This window comes from Paenarthrobacter sp. DKR-5, assembly GCF_018531425.1.
Lineage (GTDB): Bacteria > Actinomycetota > Actinomycetes > Actinomycetales > Micrococcaceae > DKR-5.
Map to the genome: position 1 here is coordinate 40,949 of NZ_JAHBOI010000003.1, position 17,732 is coordinate 58,680.

14 protein-coding genes are annotated in these 17,732 nt (G+C 63.7%); 6 read left to right on the forward strand and 8 right to left on the reverse strand.

What is annotated here, in order from left to right:
• The first annotated feature begins 88 nt into the window (after positions 1-88).
• Genes KIH31_RS06505 through KIH31_RS06515 form a run of 3 tightly spaced genes read left to right on the forward strand, consistent with a single transcriptional unit; the run spans position 89 to position 3,275 of the window.
• Positions 89-1,267, forward strand: coding sequence for a Gfo/Idh/MocA family protein (locus tag KIH31_RS06505; RefSeq protein WP_214426299.1), 1,179 nt, complete (start codon positions 89-91; stop codon positions 1,265-1,267).
• Complete coding sequence (locus KIH31_RS06510; protein ID WP_214426300.1) at positions 1,264-2,439, forward strand: dihydrodipicolinate synthase family protein; 1,176 nt, start codon at positions 1,264-1,266, stop codon at positions 2,437-2,439. The genes KIH31_RS06505 and KIH31_RS06510 overlap by 4 nt, the downstream gene beginning before the upstream one ends.
• Entirely contained in the window at positions 2,436-3,275 is an 840-nt protein-coding gene (locus tag KIH31_RS06515; protein ID WP_214426301.1) for a sugar phosphate isomerase/epimerase, read from the forward strand. The genes KIH31_RS06510 and KIH31_RS06515 overlap by 4 nt, the downstream gene beginning before the upstream one ends.
• A gap of 125 nt (positions 3,276-3,400) precedes the next feature.
• On the opposite strand, the gene KIH31_RS18475 is transcribed toward KIH31_RS06515, so the two are convergent.
• The 8 genes from KIH31_RS18475 to KIH31_RS06555 all read right to left on the reverse strand — a co-directional run bounded on the left by KIH31_RS18475 (position 3,401) and on the right by KIH31_RS06555 (position 14,185).
• On the reverse strand, positions 3,401-3,775 hold the full coding sequence (locus KIH31_RS18475) for a hypothetical protein (protein WP_374224864.1): 375 nt from the start codon (positions 3,773-3,775) through the stop codon (positions 3,401-3,403).
• Between the two features lie 124 nt (positions 3,776-3,899).
• Positions 3,900-5,978 carry a beta-galactosidase gene (locus KIH31_RS06525; RefSeq protein ID WP_214426303.1) on the reverse strand — a complete coding sequence of 693 codons (2,079 nt, stop codon included), beginning with the start codon at positions 5,976-5,978 and terminating at the stop codon, positions 3,900-3,902.
• 120 nt (positions 5,979-6,098) lie between these two features.
• Complete coding sequence (locus KIH31_RS06530; RefSeq protein ID WP_214426304.1) at positions 6,099-8,219, reverse strand: beta-galactosidase; 2,121 nt, start codon at positions 8,217-8,219, stop codon at positions 6,099-6,101.
• A 35-nt stretch (positions 8,220-8,254) separates the two neighbouring features.
• On the reverse strand, positions 8,255-9,163 hold the full coding sequence (locus tag KIH31_RS06535) for a carbohydrate ABC transporter permease (RefSeq protein WP_214426305.1): 909 nt from the start codon (positions 9,161-9,163) through the stop codon (positions 8,255-8,257).
• Entirely contained in the window at positions 9,160-10,083 is a 924-nt protein-coding gene (locus KIH31_RS06540) for a sugar ABC transporter permease (RefSeq protein ID WP_307857568.1), read from the reverse strand. Before KIH31_RS06540 ends, KIH31_RS06535 begins: the two co-directional genes overlap by 4 nt.
• 4 nt (positions 10,084-10,087) lie before the next feature.
• Complete coding sequence (locus KIH31_RS06545) at positions 10,088-11,458, reverse strand: ABC transporter substrate-binding protein (RefSeq protein ID WP_214426306.1); 1,371 nt, start codon at positions 11,456-11,458, stop codon at positions 10,088-10,090.
• A 115-nt stretch (positions 11,459-11,573) separates the two neighbouring features.
• Positions 11,574-12,635 carry a LacI family DNA-binding transcriptional regulator gene (locus KIH31_RS06550; RefSeq protein ID WP_214426307.1) on the reverse strand — a complete coding sequence of 354 codons (1,062 nt, stop codon included), beginning with the start codon at positions 12,633-12,635 and terminating at the stop codon, positions 11,574-11,576.
• 440 nt (positions 12,636-13,075) lie between these two features.
• A complete protein-coding gene (locus KIH31_RS06555) occupies positions 13,076-14,185 on the reverse strand; it encodes a LacI family DNA-binding transcriptional regulator (protein WP_307857569.1) in 1,110 nt (369 codons plus the stop codon).
• A gap of 223 nt (positions 14,186-14,408) precedes the next feature.
• Between KIH31_RS06555 and KIH31_RS06560 the strand changes: the two genes are divergently transcribed.
• From KIH31_RS06560 to KIH31_RS06570, 3 genes are all read left to right on the forward strand, one after another.
• Positions 14,409-14,897, forward strand: coding sequence for a hypothetical protein (locus tag KIH31_RS06560; protein WP_214426308.1), 489 nt, complete (start codon positions 14,409-14,411; stop codon positions 14,895-14,897).
• Positions 14,898-15,205: 308 nt separating this feature from the next.
• Positions 15,206-16,159 (forward strand): substrate-binding domain-containing protein, encoded by a 954-nt coding sequence (locus tag KIH31_RS06565; protein WP_250545639.1) that lies wholly within the window; start codon positions 15,206-15,208, stop codon positions 16,157-16,159.
• A gap of 91 nt (positions 16,160-16,250) precedes the next feature.
• Positions 16,251-17,732 carry a sugar ABC transporter ATP-binding protein gene (locus KIH31_RS06570; RefSeq protein WP_250545640.1) on the forward strand — a complete coding sequence of 494 codons (1,482 nt, stop codon included), beginning with the start codon at positions 16,251-16,253 and terminating at the stop codon, positions 17,730-17,732.

A 17,732-nucleotide genomic window follows, 5' to 3' on the forward strand; every position in this document is an offset into this window, starting at 1 on the left:
CCTGCTGCGGCACCATGGGACGAAGCGGAATGCGCTTTCCGACACTCAGAAAGGCCCGGCAACGGGCCCGGCACAAACGGAGACAAGTATGGGCACCGGACACGCTTCGACGACGAAGACGCTGCGGATCGGCATGAACGGCATCACCGGACGGATGGGGTACCGGCAGCACCTGCTGCGCTCCATCCTTCCGCTGCGGGACTCGGGGCTGACGCTCGAGGACGGGACGAAGGTGGCCGTGGAGCCCATCCTGGTGGGCCGCAATGAGGAGAAGCTGTGCGAGCTCGCCGAGCTGCACAAGGTGGCCGAGTGGACCACCGACCTGGACGGCATCATCGAGGACCCGACCGTGGACATCGTGTTCGACGCGTCGATGACCAACCTGCGTGCGGCCACCCTGAAGAAGGCGATGGCGGCGGGCAAGCACATCTACACCGAAAAGCCGACCGCCGAGACGCTCGAAGAGGCCGTGGAACTGGCCCGGCTGGGCAAGGAAGCGGGCGTGACCGCCGGCGTCGTGCACGACAAGCTCTACCTTCCGGGCCTGGTCAAGCTCCGCCGGCTGGTGGACGAGGGCTTCTTCGGCCGCATCCTCTCGCTGCGCGGCGAGTTCGGCTACTGGGTGTTCGAGGGCGAGCACCAGTCCGCCCAGCGTCCCTCCTGGAACTACCGCAAGGAAGACGGCGGCGGAATGGCCACGGACATGTTCTGCCACTGGAACTACGTCCTCGAGGGGATCATCGGCACCGTCAAGAGCGTCAGCGCCAACACCGTCACCCACATCCCGGTCCGGTGGGACGAGAACGGCAACGCCTACGCCGCCACCGCGGACGACGCCGCCTACGGCATCTTCGAGCTGGAAACCCCTGCCGGGGACCCGGTACTCGCCCAGATCAACTCATCCTGGGCAGTGCGCGTGTATCGGGACGAGCTCGTCGAGTTTCAGGTCGACGGCACCCACGGCTCCGCCGTCGCCGGGCTGAACAAGTGCGTTGCGCAGCAGCGCGCACATACCCCGAAACCGGTGTGGAACCCGGACCTGCCGGTGACCGAATCCTTCCGCAGCCAATGGCTGGAGGTGCCGGCCAACGCGGACCTGGACAACGGCTTCAAGCTGCAGTGGGAAGAGTTCCTGCGCGACGTCGTTGCCGGCCGCGAGCACCGCTTCGGCCTGCTCTCCGCAGCGCGCGGCGTCCAGCTCGCCGAACTGGGCCTGCGCTCCTCGGCCGAGCGGCGCACGCTCGACATCCCGGAGCTCCAGCTGTGAGCCTGCACCTGCCGCTCCCGGACGGCTCCTTCGAACACTACGAACCGCAGCCCGCGACGGCGTGGGAACGGCCCGCGGCTGCGTTCACGGCACGCCGCGCCTACGCTGCGGCGCACGTCGTCCCGTCGGTCACCGCGGAGAACGTGGCCGGTGCGCCCGCCGTCATCGACTGGGATTCCACCCTGGCTTTTCGCCATGAACTCTGGTCCTACGGGCTCGGTGTCGCCGACGCGATGGACACCGCGCAGCGCGGGATGGGCCTGGACTGGGGCGCCACGCAGGAGCTGATCAAGCGCTCGGCCAAGGAGGCTGCCGCGGCCGGCGGGGACCTGGCCTGCGGCGCCGGCACGGACCAGCTGGACCCGGCCGTCTTCAACCCGGCCTCCTCGCGGGCACTCGACACCGTGCTGGCCGCCTACCGGGAGCAGGCCGACGTCGTCGCCTCCTCCGGCGCCACGGTGATCCTGATGGCCTCCCGTGCTCTGGCCCAGGCGGCGCGCGGGCCCGAGGACTACCTGCGGGTCTACTCGGCGCTGCTGGCGGAGGCCGACCGGCCGGTCATCCTGCACTGGCTGGGCACCATGTTCGATCGTGCCCTCGCCGGCTACTGGGGCTCGGACGACGTCGAAGCAGCCACGGAGACGTTCCTGCAGCTGATCCGCGCCTACCCGGACAAGGTCGACGGCGTGAAGGTCTCGCTGCTGGACGCCGACCACGAAATCCGGCTGCGGCAGGCGCTGCCGGCCGGCGTGCGGCTCTACACCGGGGACGACTTCAACTACCCGCAGCTCATCCAGGGCGACGGGACGCACCACTCGGACGCACTGCTGGGCATCTTCGCGGCGATCGCCCCCGTGGCGTCGGCCGCCCTGCAGGCCTATGAGGCGGGGGAGGACCGGCGCGGCTACGAGCTGCTCAAGTCCACCGAGACGCTCGGCCGGCACATCTTCCAGGCGCCGACGTATTTCTACAAGACCGGAGTCGCGTTCCTGTCCTGGCTGAACGGCGCGCAGCCGGGCTTCCAGATGGTGGGCGGCCTGCACGCGGGCCGCTCGGTGCTGCATCTGTCCGAGCTGTTCCGGCTCGCGGACAAGGCCGGGCTGCTCAAGGACCCGGACCTCGCCGCCGCCCGGATGCAGGCGTGGCTCGGCGTGAACGGCGCGGCCCGATGAGCGACCTGTCGCGCCTGTCGCTGAACACAGCCACCACGAAAAGATGGACCCTGGAACAGGCAGTCGCCGGGTGCGTCGCCGCCGGCATTCCCGCCGTCGGACCCTGGCGGGACCGGGTGGCCGAAGCGGGCCTGGAGAACGCCGCGAAGATGATCCGCGATGCGGGCCTGCGCGTCTCCTCGCTCTGCCGCGGCGGGTTCCTCACCGCGGCCGACCCCGAGGGGCAGCGGGCGGCGTTGGAGGACAACAAAGCCGCCGTCGTCGAGGCAGAGACGCTCGGCACCTCGGAGTTGTTCCTCGTCGTTGGCGGGCTGGCTCCCGGGGAAAAGGACATCGTGGCCGCCCGGCAGCGCGTCGCGGACAGGCTTGGCGAGCTCGTGCCCTTCGCCGCGGACCACGGCATCCGGCTGGTCCTCGAGCCGCTGCACCCGATGTACGCGGCGGACCGGGCACTGATCTCCACGCTGGGCCAGGCCCTGGACCTCGCCGCGCCCTACCCGGCGTCCGCCGTCGGCGTCGCGGTGGACACCTTCCACGTCTGGTGGGACCCGCAGCTGCAGGAACAGATCGCCCGCGCCGGAAGGGAAGGGCGGATCGCGTCCTACCAGGTCTGCGACTTCAACCTGCCCATCGCCGCCGATGCCCTGCTCTCGCGCGGCATGATGGGCGACGGCGTCATCGACTTCGCGACGATCACCGGCTGGGTCCGCGACGCCGGCTACACCGGCGACATCGAGGTGGAAATCTTCAACCAGCAGATCTGGGACGCCGACGGGCACCAGGTGCTCGCCGCCATGAAGGACCGGTACGCCGAACTGGTGCTGCCGCACGCCTGAGGGGCTGCGGGAAACCAGGCCACGAAGCATCGATCGGTCAGGTGCGTGCTGCCGGCGCCTCTTCCAGTGCCGCGTCTTCCTAAGTGAAGTCGGTGCGGCGCGTCGGATCGACCAGGGCATACGCGCTATGGCTGGTTTGGGGAGGGTTCCGACACGGCGACTATCCGGTCTTCGTGGGGATCGATGAGGAGCCGCCCGTGACCGTGGTCCTGCCAGATCCACAACATTGTGCCGTCGGGCATGCATTCATCAACGGTCCCCCTGATGGTGCGGTGCCCGCGTTGCACCTGAACGCGGGTTCCCGGTGTCGGGGCCGGCCTTGGCGCCGGCCTCGTGGCTGGCACCAACGAGTCCGCCGCTCTGTGATGGGCTGAGGCGGACGTGGCACGCAAGTCATCGAGTACGGCTTGCACTCTGGCGAGGGTGGATGGCGTAAGGGCATAGGGCTGTTTAAGGGCTCTGCGAACCGTTGAACCAGATACGCCAGCCAGCCTCGCCACGTCCGCTATGCGTGGATGTTGGCGCTCTGAACCCGTTTCCTCCTTCTGTTTCAAGATCAGAGCCCTCTACCGCTGCTATCCCTTATCGGGTTCCCCCACCGGCTGCACAGGCAGCGGCGTTGACTCACAGCTCGCTCGCTGCTGCGGGTAAACGGACTACCGCTACGCTGCCGGCTTTTAGATGCAGGGTTCCTTGCAGGTCCTGACTGGTGAGGAGTTCGTGTCCTGCGGCGGGGATACGGACGTCCTCATCGTTGTGGTTGATGAAGAACGTCCACGTCTGCTCATCTTTGCAGCGGCGCACCACTTCGACGCCGGGAGCGGGGTCCGCCAGCATCGGGCTGACTCCGGCGTCGGCGCAGAGAACTTGGAGGAGCTCGTCCATGCCTTCGACTTGAAGGCTCGTGCTCACGTAGTAGGACCGCCCGTCGCCGTAGGTGTTGCGGGTGACCGCTGGTGAGCCCTGCACCGGTCCTCCAGCCACGGTTGACAGGACCTCAGCGACTGTCGGTCGGCCGAGTTCGGTCCAGATTGATCCGGCACCGAATCTGCTCAGCTCAATGCTTTGGGCTTCCGGCAGGGGGAAGAATTCTTCGATATGGACCCCGAGCAGCCCGCTGAAAGCACCGGGGTAGCTGCCGAGCCGAATGTGATCGTTCTCGTCGGCGATGCCGGAAAAGTAGGTCACCACCAGGCTGCCGCCGGACTCGACGTAGCGGTGGAGGTTCCGGACCCCTTCGTCGGTCAGAAGATACAGCATGGGGGCGATGACCAATTTGTACTGCGATAGATCGTCGGTGCTTTGACAAAAGTCAGTGGTAATTCCCCGGCGGTAGAACGCATCGTGCCAGCGGCGGGTTTCGTGCAGGCTGGAGGCATCTACGCTGGGGTGCGAGTCGAGTTCCGACGCCCAGCGGGCGTCAGTGTCGTGCAGGATTGCGACTTCTACCGCGCCGTCGGGGCCGCCGACGACGGACCCGGTTACTTCGCCCAGGGCCTGGAGGGTGCGGCCGAGTTCGCACACTTCGCGCCAAATTTTCGTGTCTGTTCCGGTGTGGGGGAGCATTCCGGAGTGGAATTTTTCGGCCCCGGCCTTGGACGCGCGCCATTGGAAGAACAATGTCCCGTCAGCGCCGCGCGCGATGTGCTGCAACGTGTTGCGGAGCATTTCGCCGGGAGCCTTGGCAATGTTTCGCGGTTGCCAGTTCACGGCCGAGGTGGAGTGTTCCATCAGTAGCCATGGCTTACCCGCGGCCCACCCTCGTGTCAGGTCCGCGGCCATGGCGAGGTCTTGGAAGCTTCTGCTGTCTTCGGCCCGCAGATAGTGGTCGTTGGAGACGATGTCCATGTGCTGGGACCATCGCCAGTAGTCCACGGGTTGGTGGAGCCCCATGTTGAAGCCCATGAAGTTGGTGGTCAGCGGGTGGGTGGACTGCCGCCGGATGATGGCGGCTTCCGCCATGTAACACTCCAGCAGTTCGTCCGACGAATACCGGGCGAAGTCCAGCTGCTGGGTCGGGTTTACCCAGGTTCCGGAGGTACGCGGCGGGATGATCTCGTCCCAGCTGTCATAGCGCTGGGACCAGAAGGCCGTTCCCCACGCGGCATTGAGCGCTTCCAGGTTTCCGTATCGTCGGTGCAGCCATCCGCGGAACCCTGCGGCGGCGCCGTCGGAATAGTCGGGCTGGTTGTGGCACCCGTATTCGTTGTGGATGTGCCACATCACCACAGCAGGATGGGAAGCATACCTGTTTGCGATCTGCTCGGTGAGCGCGGCGGCGGCTCGCCGGTACTCGGGGCTTGAAGCCGCGAAAGCCTGGCGTGAGCCGTAACTGATTTTCACGCCGTCCTCCCGGACCGGAAGAGACTGCGGATAGGTATGGCTGAACCACGGCGGGGGAGAGGCGGTTGCGTTGGCCAGATCGACTTTGATGCCGTGTGCGTGCAGCAGATCAATGACGCGGTCGAGCCAGTCGAACACGTAGGTGCCTTCGCGTGGTTCAATCCGGGCCCAGCTGAAAATCCCGACACTAACCAGGTTCACGCCCGCTTCACGCATCAGCCTGACATCCTCGGCCCAGGTTTCTTCCGGCCACTGCTCGGGGTTGTAATCGGCGCCGAAGGCAATCGCAGGCTGACCGGAAGAACCGAGCCGCCGGGTGAGGGCGGTCATCGGAGACGCTGATTTATTGTGGGGATTCATGGAGGTCCTTCAATGCTGGCCGGAACGGAAAGATGGACGCGGGAAGACCCAGGGGCCGTTCCCCTGTGCCGCCGCCGGGCACTGGGGAACGGTTCCTTGCTGCCCGGCGGGAAGGCAGGGTCAGGAATGGGCGGATTGGTCACCCTTGTCTTCCCGCAGCACCCGGACGTCCCATGGGCCCAGTTCGACCTTTTCGAGGCTCGCGAGCTCCGGGTCGAGGACGTCGCACATCGGTACCGGCGCAGCGGTGGTAACCGGGTCCCAGCCCCAGTTGTGCAGGAAATGGATCCGGGCGCCGTCCGCGGCGGTTGCTGAGTGGGCTGTGACGCTGGCGGGCAGTTCGCTCCAGTAGGTCGCTTTTTCAGGGACGAGCCAGTGGATGATGTCGGCGGCGAGAGTGTCCTCGGGCAGCGTCCCTATGGTGGTGATCCGGCCGGCTCCTGTCTCAACTGTGGTGACGGCGGCGTACTGGCCAAACTGGGGATGCTTGTAGCGGGCGAGCACGGTTGCCTCCCCGGGCTCCAGATAATCGACCCAGCGGGTGGCGCGGGCCTGGGGGGAGAGGCGAAGCACTCCGGTCGCTTCGATTTCCAGTGGGACGTTGATCTGCGAGAACTCCTGGTAGGTGACTCCGGCGTCCAATTTGGCGGGCTTGACGTCGAGCCGGGCTCTGGCTTCGTGGTCGGCGTATGCGGTGCGCATCCCGAGCACCAAGTGTCCGCCTGCGCGTGCGTAGGCGGACAGCCAGTCCAACAGGCTGTCGTCGGCGATGTACAGACCGGCTGCGATGATCACGGGCAGCTCCTTGGCGACCTCCGCCGGGTTGAGAATAGCGCCTTCCGGCCCGGCGATCTGGGTGTCGTGGAGGATCCGTACCGGTGCTCCGGCGTTGTGCGCGCCGCGGTAGAAGGCTTCGAAGATCTTTTGGTAAGAGCGTTCATCTCCTGTCATAGGAGGTTCCAGGAGGAAGCACGGCTGTCCGGCGAGGGCCCATTTGGAGTCGTTGGAGTAGATCATTCCGATGCGGGCGTCTGGCGTGAGACCGGTCAGCGCGCTACCTGCCGTCTCCAGCTCCTTGCCCAGGCGGGCGAGTTCACGGTATACCCGACCGGGCTTCTGATCGTGGGGGAGGACGCCAATCCAGTAGGTTTCGGCACCGTAATGGTTCGTGGCCCAGTGCCAGTATTCGATCATTTCCGCGCCCCGTGAGATGAGCGCATAGGCGGCCTGCCGCCATTGGCCATCGTAGGCGGGGTATTGCATGGCCGAGCCTCCAATGGCGCCGGCATTGGTTTCCGTGACCAGGAAGGGTGCTTGCTTTGATGAGTACATCCGGTCACCGCTCTGGAACAGGGTCCAGGCCCCGGAGGTAGCCCAGCCCTGTGGTGCGCCGCCACTGCTGTAGGGAACCCCGAAGGCATCCTGCATTGCGTAATAGGGGTTGCCTGCGGTGATGTCGAAGGACCGCGTCATGTCCTCGTCGTGCTGCGAGGGGCGGTCGTAGGCGATGCACGTGGTGACGAACTGATCGGGCGTCGAGTATTCACGCACGATTGATGCCTGCCAAGCAAGGTATTCGGTGGTGAGCTTCGCTTGGAACTGCCGCCATGCCAGGTCGTACTGGGGTTGGGCGTTGTTATCGGGCGTCCAGAGGTCGGCCCAGGTGGAGAGCTGGTGTGACCAGTAAACAAGCCCCCATTCCTTGTTGAGGTTTTCCACAGTTCCGTACCGGTGCCGGAGTTCGTCGGTGAAGCGCTGGAAGACGCCCCGGTTGTGGAACGAGAGAAGACCCGGCTCATTGTCCACTTGGTATCCGATCACGGCCGGATGCGAGGCGAAGCGTCCGATGATTTTGCGGATGACGCGTTCGGCGTGGAATTTGAACGCCGGATGGGTGTAATCAACTTCCTGGCGAGCCCCCCACCCCAGCGGGTGACCGGTCTTCGGCTCCCCGGCGATTTCCGGATAGCGGCGGGCAAGCCACATTGGAATTGCATAAGTGGGGGTGCCAAGGATCACCGAGATACCGCGCTCATGGGCGCCGTCGAGCACGGGTGTCATCCACTCCAAGTCGAAGCGTCCGTCCTCTGGCTCCCATTGAGACCAAGTCGATTCCCCAACGCGGATGACGGTCATGTTGGCAGCCGCCATCAGGTCCAGATCCTCCTGAAGGCGAGGAGAAGGCTGGTATTCGTGATAGTAGGCTGCGCCGAAAAGCACTTTGCGAGGTCGTTCAGACATGAATTTTTACTTTCATCGAGGAGGGGGAGGCTGTGTCAGGCTTTGACGGCACCGGTACCGAGACCGGACTGCCAGTAGCGCTGGAGGAAAAGGAAGGCGGCCATGAGCGGCAGCACTGAGACAAGGGATCCGGTGATGACTGTGGAGAAGAGCGCCTGGGAGCCTGAACCGGCGGCGGACGCCGCTTGCCACTGCGCCAGCCCGACCGGCAGCGGGAACAGTTCGGGGCTGTTGAGCATGATCAGGGGCAGAAAATAGTTGTTCCAGCTGGCCACGAGTGTAAAGAGCAGCACAGTGACAGAGCCGGGCACGAGAAGCCGCAGAACGATTTGTACGAAGATCCGCATCTCCCCGGCACCGTCGACGCGTGCTGCCTCGATCAGAGAGTCCGGGACTGCGTCGGTGGCGTAGACCCTCATGAGATACACACCGAAAGGACTGACCAGCGAGGGCAGGATCACTGCCCATGGAGTATTGGTCAGGTTCGCGCCGGCGAAGAGCAGGTAGGTGGGGATGGCCAGCGCCGTCATCGGAATCATGACGGCTCCGAGCACGACGGTGAACATCGCGTTCCCGCCCGGGAATCTGTACTTTGCGAAGGCGTACCCGGCCGCGGTGGCCAGTGCGGATGCACCGAAGCCGCTGACAATCGCATAAACGAGGCTATTGAGCATCCAATGGCCGAAGACCCCATTCTGGAAGGTGAAGACGTCGTGCAGATTTTGAAGCAGATTCATCCTGGAAAACCAGAGTCCGAAACTGCTAAACAGATCCTCGTTTGCCTTCGTGGACGCAACCACAAGCCAGAAGATCGGCAACAGGAAATAGACAAGACACAGCAGCATGAGGACGGTCAGGAGAGCACTCTTGCCGGAACGTCTGCGCCGCGGCAGGCTGTCCGCCCTGACCCGCGTCACAACCTGGTCGGTGAGCGTGGCCGTCATGATTCCTTCTCCTTCCTGTTGGCGGTCAGCTGGACCACATAGCTGACCGCCATGATCACGATCCCCAGCAGGAAGGCAATGGCGGCTGCATAGTTGGAGTCCTGATTCACAAAGGAGAGCTGATACGCGTACATGTTGGGCGTGTAATCCTGGCCGATGGCCGCGGGTGCGATCACGCGCAGGAGGTTCGGTTCATTGAAGAGCTGGAACGACCCGATGACCGAGAAGATCGTGGTGAGTAGCAACGCGCCTCGTATGGCGGGGATTTTTATGGACCAGGCCACTCTCCATTCGCTGGCACCGTCCACGCGCGCGGCTTCGTACAGTTCAGCCGGAATCGATCGCAGGGCCGCGTACATGACGATCATGTTGTACCCGACGAATCCCCAAGTGACGATATTCATGATCGAGAACAGGACGTTGCCGCCGGCGAGGAAGTCTGGCGCCGGCAGACCGAGGGCCTTGGCCAATTGTGCAAAAGGCCCAAAATCTTTCCCGTACAGGTAGCCCCACATCAAGGTCGCTATCACGCTGGGAATGGCATAGGGCAGAAATACTCCCAGGCGGATGAACCGTTGCAGGCGCAGCATCCCGCTGTCCAGGACGAGTGCAAAGAGGAGGGAGAGGCCGAGCATGACCGGAACCTGGACGACAAGGAACAGCGCCATTCGGCCGACACCGCCGAGGAAGGACGGATCGGTCAGGGCACGCCCGTAATTGTCGAGACCGACGAAGGAGACACCCCCGATGAGCTGCTTCTTGAAGAAGGACAGATAGCCCGCGTAGATCAGCGGGACGGCGATCATCAAGATGAAGACGACCATGAACGGCATGGACAACGTGTAGGCCGCCGCGTACTGGCGCCGCTTGGCGACGTTGGCCGTCTTCCTCTGGAGAGGCGGCCTCGTTTGCTGGGTCACGGTCTCAGCTTGCAATGGTGAATCCCTGTCCCTTGGCGTACTGCACGAGGTCGTCCTGCCAAGCAGACAATGCTGCGTTCAGATCGCCTCGGTCGCCGATCGCTTTGCCCATGGTTTTGTCGTAACTGGTGGCGGCGTAATCGTTAAAGGGCAGGAACTGGAACCCTTCCTGAACGGTCCTGGAAATGTCCGTAAATTCCTTATTGACCTTCTGGCCTCCGTAGAAGCTGGCAGAGGCATCAGAGAAGGCCGGGTTGTTGAGTGTCTTCGTCGACGGCGGGAAGAGGAACTGCTCATTTGCCAGGGTGAGTGCCGCTTTTTCGTCCGTATTGATGAAACGGGCGAGCATAGCCGCCGCAATCGGGTTCTGGCTGGTCTTCAGCACCGCGTCGGTGGAGCCACCGTAGTTGCCGCTCGCAGGGCTGGAGCTATCCCACTGTGGCAGGGGTGCCACGCGCCATTTCCCGGCCGTGCTTTTTGCGGTTCCCTGCAGGAAGACCGGACCCCACGCGCCGGTGAGCCACGCCGCGTACTTGCCGTTGTTCAACGCCTGGTACCAGGCATCCGCAAAGTCGGGCTCGTTGCCGATATTGCCGGACCGGAACAAATCATTCCAATAGGCGGTGACTTTCTTGCACCCGGCGTCTCCGGTGAGGTTGATTTTGACGCTTTTCGTGCCGTCAAAGGAGAAGGGGCGCCCACCGGCCTGCCAGAAGAGGGCCAGCATGTTCGCTTCAGAACTCGGTGCCCAGTTGGTGAGCATGCTCGACGCATTCTTGCCGCGATACGCCGTGACGGCCGCCGCGAAATCGTCCCACGTCTTGGGCACAGTGACTCCGGCCGCAGCGAACAAATCTTCGCGGTAGAGCATTCCCATGGGGCCGGTGTCCTGCGGCACGCCGTAGATTCCTTTGCCACCAGGTGTCACCCCGCCCCAGACCCAGCCGGGGTAGTCGGATTTCAAATCTCCAATGCCGTAGGGCGTGAGGTCCATGAGGCTGTCGGTGAGGGTGAACGAAGGCAGCTTGTCGAACTCCATCTGCACCACGTCAGGGGCGCCCTTCCCAGCCTGGATCGCCGCGCGCAGCTTCTGGTAATGCGCCCCGCCCTGTCCGACATTGACGACCTCCACCTTGACCGCAGGGTACTTTGCCTGGAAGAGGTTGACTTCTTTCTGGATGTCCGGCACCCAGGTCCAGAACGTCAACTTGGTGTCTTTCTTCATGGCCGCGTCGATGTCGGACTGGGAGACGGGTGAGGCCGGGCCGCCTGCGGCAGCCGGGGCGCCGTTGCCGCAGGCGGTGAGAGCGCTAACACCGAGGGCAGCAAGAGGAATTGCGGCCAAGATCGAACGACGGGAGATCTCGCGTGTCATGATGTCTACTTTCTTTCGAAGCGGTGTGATGACGGGGCGGCATTGCCCGCGGGGCCGGCGCGCCGCTGCGCCCGGAAACATGCGCGATGTTCCCTCCCGCGGGAGTTAGCGGGGCTCAGGCAGTATCCATGGCAGCGACGGGCGCGGTGGATGAGCGGATGATGAGTTCGGTGGGAAGGGAAACGCTCCGGTTCTCGACAGTCTGGCCTTCGATCAGCCGAACCAGCTCACGGACAGAACGTTCCGCGCCGGCCGCAAAATCCTGGCGCACGGTTGTGAGGGGCACCATCTGGTAGGCAGCCTCGGGAACGTCGTCGAAGCCGACGACCGACATATCACCAGGCACGTGGCTGCCTTTCTCGGTAAAGGCGCGAACAGCGCCCATCGCCATGTGGTCGTTGGCGATGAATACGGCAGTCGCTTCAGCTCGATTGAGTCTGAGCGCTGCCTCGTATCCGGATTTCGCAGACCAATCGCCTTCGAGGACCGGGCCCGGCTCGAGGCCTACGTCCTCCATTCCCTGGAGCCAACCGTCGCGGCGCTGCACGGCTGCATGCCAACTGAGCGGCCCGGCGATGTGGGCAATCCGACGGTGGCCCAAGGCATGCAGATGATGCACGGCACTTCGGGCCCCCATAGGTTGGTCTGTGTCCACCACCACATGGTTCGGTGCGCCGTCGCTGACCGGGCTGCTAGAGACAACAGGTAGGCCGGCAAAGGCAGACGGAGCCAAGTGGAGAACTCCGGTGGCGCCGGAAATGACGACACCCTCGACACCGCGCGCCAAAAGGTAGTGGATCGCTTCTTCAAGCTCAGGCTCGGAGGGCTCTCTTACGGTTGAGAGCGTCAAAGCGTAGCCAGCCTTCCAGGCCGCTTGCTCAAGGCTGAACAGCCCCGCTGTCGGGCCGTACAGCGAACTCGCGGTTGTGATGAGACCAATTTGGTGGGTGCGTTGGGTCACCAGAGCTCGTGCCGCCGCGTTCGGGCGGTAACCCAAGGCAGAGACAGAACGCATGACTCGCTCCCGGACCTGAGGCCGGACATTCGGTTCGTTGTTTACCACCCGCGAGACCGTCTTTGTCGACACGCCGGCGTGCGCTGCCACATCAGAAAGGCGCGCCGATGCCGGCTTCGGAGCGCCGGATGGGACCGTCAGTTCGACAGCGTTGTCAGTCATGAATGTGATCTAAGCCTCACGGTGACAGCGCTGTCAATTGCGCCGCATTCGTTGTGACCTGTTTGTTACTTTGTGGCTTGGAGACGAACGCTTGCAGCGCCGTCCGTGGCGATGCCCAGCCCAGCCCCGGGGCCGTAGCAGTGACTACGTGTTGACTGGCTGCCGTGCGGTCAGGCGAGAATGGGCCACCGCCTGAACTCGCTGGGGGAGTTCGTTCCAGGCAGCCCTTTGAGCATGGCATGGTCTCGGCCGGAGGCCCTGCATGGTTCCTTTACCCCGCCGTCGCCTTCCCGCCGTCCGCAACGGACCCGAAGGACGAGGGGAGGTGTCTGCCGCATGATGATTGGGTGGGCCTACCTGATGGCTGCTCTCATCACGATCGACGCAATGCTGCTGGGACTCCTGCTGTCGGCGCTGCGCTGGACGAGGAGCCGGAAGGACTAACGGTCGCAGGCCCCGTTTTCACCCAGCTCTCCGTGAGGCGGTCGGTTGGCCTGGGCCGGTCCGGCGCTGCTGCGCTTCACCAGAATCGGCTCGATCGGCGTGCGGTCCACCTCCCGGTGCTCGATGGCGCCGAGAAGTACTTCCGTGCTCATGTTCGCCAAGGCAGTGAAATCCTGGCGGACGGTGGTCAGCGGTGGCAGGAAATAGTCCGACCCTTCGATGTCATCGAAGCCCACAATGCTCACATCCTCCGGAACGCGGACGCCGTTTTCCGCGAACGCGCGGATGAGCCCGAGGGCGGTGTGGTCGCTGGCCGCGAAGATGGCCTGCGGCACCTTGTGTTCCTTCACAAGGCGGAGCCCCGTCTCGTAGGCCCACTTGGGGCTCCAGTCGCCCTCCAGACACAAACGGGGGGCCAAGCCGGCGTCGCGGAGTGCGGCCTCCCACCCGCGTTTGCGCACGCGCCCGTCGAACCAGTCCATGGAGCCGGCCACGTGGGCGATGTCAGTGTGACCGAGGTCAACGAGGTGTTGCGTGGCCATCCTGGCGCCCAGTTCCTGGTTTTCCGAGTACGTGAAGACATTCGGCGTCGAAGAAGCTCCGGCCGCGATCATCTCGACCGGCACGCGGACCGAGGCATTCCAGACCGCCGCCGCCATCGCCACAAGCGGCGCGATCACAATGATGCCGTCTACGCCGAGGTCGTCAAGGGAATCGAGTGCCTTCTGGACAGACACGTCGTACGGTGCCTCGACTGTAATGACGTTCGTCGAGTAGCCCTTTTGCCTGGCCACCTTCTCAAGGGCCATGAGTGTGCCGACGGGGCCGAACCGCGGGGACTCGTCAGTGAGGATCCCGATCGCCGTTGAGCGGCTGGTCACGAGGGCGGTGGCCGTCCGGCTGCGCCGGTAGCCGATGTCTTTGATGATCTGAAGCACCCGTTCGCGGGTTGCCGCGCTGACATCCGGTGCATCGTTCAGGACCCGGGAAACCGTGCCATAGGACACCCCTGCCATGCGGGCCACATCGTTGATGTTCGGCTTGCGGCGGGAGGGAGGCGCAGAGGCCGCCGCACCGGAACCGCTGCGAGTCGCTGCTTCTGTCACGATCTCTCCTCTGTTGCCGGGAGCTGCGTGCTCAACCTTACGTGGTCGCGCACCTGTACCACCCCTCTTTTCGGCTATGCCGAAGGGCCCCGGTCCGGGGAAGGAAAGGACCGTTCCTAAATTTGCTGTGACCCTTGACACATCTTACGTGATCGTTCACGATAGATTCACCGTAAACGATCACGGAGCTGATCGAACTCAACGAAGAGGAAGGAGTGAGGGAATGGACGTCAACCTCGTGCAAGCCCTCGCTCTCGGTTCGGAAGCTGCGCTTTCCGGCATCGGGCAGGTGCAGCGGGCACGACTCGAAGAACTTCTGGCGCACGCTGGGGGAGCGGCTGATGAGGTCGCTCGAGCTATCCGGGCTTTCGTGCCTGAGGGTTCCTCGGCAGTCGTCGGTGTCTTTGCCGACAACGACATCTGGGCCAGCCTGATAGTCGCCGTCGATAACTCAGGAGCCCCGGCACCGGTCGGAACGTTGGAGGGATTCGCGTCGGAACTGCGCGGAGGCATGGCCAAGGCGGCCGCCGACGCAGTTAGACGGGTCGACGCCGACTTCCGTCCCTGTGCTCTGGGACTCTTCCTCGACAAACCGCACGCGGAGACGCTTCTGAGCGCCTCCGACAAGGCTGCCGTCATCCGCGCAGCCTCGATGGCCGGCAAGCTCATCCTGTCGCCCGTCCCCCCGGCCTTGGCTGTAGCCCTCGCCTGAATTCCTTATTAGCTGGCAATTCCTTCGCACCCGCTTCCAAGCCGTCCGGACTCCTTCCCACGGCACAACCTCATCACCATCCCTTCCCGAAAGGACCGGAGAACATCATGATCCGCAGGACAACCCTTCTCGCGGCTGCCGCAGCTCTGTCGCTGTCCGTAGCAGCCTGCAGCTCAACGTCTGCCAGTACGGGAGGCCAGGACACCGGAGTCTCACAAAAGGCTGAACAGGCCCTGCAGCAAATCAAAGGCCAGGTTCTGAGCAAGGGGCCCAACGGCGAAACGCCGTCCCCGGCGTCGGTTGCCAACTTGACACCCGACGAGGTTGCCAAGGTCAAGGCCCTTGGGGCTAAGGCTGCGATCGTCATGCATTACGGAGGCAATGACTGGGCCACGGCTCAGATCGCGGGATTGAAGAGCGAATTCGCACGGCTGGGAGTGAACGTCATTGCCACGACGGACGCAAACTTCAAACCGGACAAGCAGGTTTCCGACCTCGAGACGGTCATGACCCAGAAACCGAACATCGTTGTGTCCATCCCCACCGACCCGGTTGCCACATCCTCCGCTTACAAGAAGGTCTCCGAGGCCGGAACGAAGCTGGTCTTCATGGACAACGTTCCCCAGGGAATGACGGCGGGCAAGGACTATGTCGCGGCGGTGTCGGCTGACAACTATGGCAACGGCGTCGTCTCCGCGCACGAAATGGCCAAGGCCCTTGGCGGCAAGGGAACGATCGGCGTGATCTTCCACCAGGCAGACTTCTTTGTCACCAAGCAGCGCTACCAGGGTTTCAAGGAAACGATCACCAAGGACTACCCGGATATCAAGATCGTTGAGGAGAAAGGCATCGCAGGGCCCGACTTCGCCGGTGACGCTCAGGCGGCCGCAAACGCCATGCTGAGCAAGCACGCCGATTTGTCCGGGATTTGGGCTGTCTGGGACGTTCCGGCCGAAGGAGTCATGGCAGCAGCCCGGGCAGCCGGGCGGCAGGATCTGAAAATTGCGACGGAGGACCTCGGCAAGAACGTTGCCATTGCGCTGGCCAAGAACGAACTCATCGTCGGGCTCGGGGCCCAGGTGCCGTTCGATCAAGGTGTCACGGAGGCCCGCCTGGCGGCGGGAGCGCTGATCGGCAAGAAGGCTCCCGCCTACGTTGCCCTGAGCGCGCTGCCCGTGGATCACTCAAACGTCCTGGACGCGTGGAAGCAGGTCTACCACGAGGATGCCCCCAAGGACCTCCAGGACTCCTACAAGAAGTAGCAGCACCCCGTCGGGCGGAGGTGTCCGCGCCTCCGCCCGGGAAAGGCAGGTTCTCATGAACACAGGAACAGTCTCAGACAACGTCGTCGAGATGCGCGCCATTTCGAAGAGCTTCAACGGGGTCAACGTCCTCAACGAAGTGGACTTCGAAGTGAAGAAGGGAGAGGTGCACGCGCTGGCTGGAGGCAACGGCGCCGGCAAGTCCACGCTAATGAAAATTCTCCAAGGCGTGTACCAGGCCGACGGCGGCGAGATCCTGATTGACGGCAAGCCGGTGAGGATCAACTCCATCCAGGATGCAAAAACAGCCGGCATCGGAATGGTCTTCCAGGAATTCAGCCTCGTGCCCAGTTTGAGTGTTGCGCAGAACATCTTTCTGGCAGCCGAACCGCTCGGCCGTGCCGGGCTCATTGATGACCGAGGCGCCGTGCGGCGCGCGAAGGAGATCTTCGCCGACATGGAGGTGAAGGTCGACCCTCGAGCCCAAGTCTCGCGCCTGGGAACTGCGTACTGGCAGTTGACCGAAATCGCCAAGGCGCTCTCGCAGAATGCCCAGGTCCTGATCATGGACGAGCCGACGGCGAGCCTGGCAAAGCACGAGACCGAGGCCCTCTTTGACCTGATCGAACGGTTGAAGAAGCGCGGCATCTCCATCATCTACATCTCGCACCGCATGGACGAGGTGTACCGGATCGCCGACAGGATCACTATCCTCCGCGACGGGCGACGCCTCCTTACCGAGCCTCTGACCAACGTGACCCCGGAACAGATCGTCGAGGGAATCGTCGGGAAGAAGATCGAGGGCCAGCTTGCCTACCGCGAACGGTCCCGCACTGGAGAGGAAGGAGCCCCACTTCTTCAGGTGCGGGGCTTGAACGCCGGACCTAGGGTCCGCGATGTCTCCTTCACTCTTCGGGCTGGGGAAATCCTTGGCCTGGCCGGTTTGATGGGAAGCGGGCGGACGGAACTGGCGCGGGTGCTCTTCGGCATTGACCGGGCGGTGAGCGGTGAAATCACGCTGCGGGGCAAGAAGATCAATATCTCCACGCCGCGGCAGGCCATCGCAGCCGGCCTCGCCCTCATCCCCGAAGACCGGCGCGCCCAGGGGCTGGTCCTTGAGCACTCAGTCCGCGACAATCTGTTGCTGCCTCTGTTGGGCACGATCGAAAAGGGCCCCCTCCTCGACGTCAGCGCCGGAAAGACCCTGTCATCGTCGCTGATCAAGAAATTTGCCGTCAAGGTCGCCCACCCGAACCGTCCTGTCCGGCTGCTCTCGGGTGGCAACCAGCAGAAGGTCGTCCTGGCGAAGTGGCTCGGCACCGACCCGGATGTGTTGATCCTCGATGAGCCGACCGCGGGCGTCGATATCGGCACTAAGAGCGAAATCCTCGACATGATCCGCGATCTTGCCAGCGCCGGCAAAGCGGTCATTGTCATCTCTTCGGAATACCCCGAGTTACTGGCGGTCAGCGACCGCGTACTCGTCCTAAAAGACGGGTCTGTTATCCGTGACATGCCTCGCAGCGAAATTGCTGATGAGGAATCTCTCCAACTTGCAGTCCAGGGAGTCTGA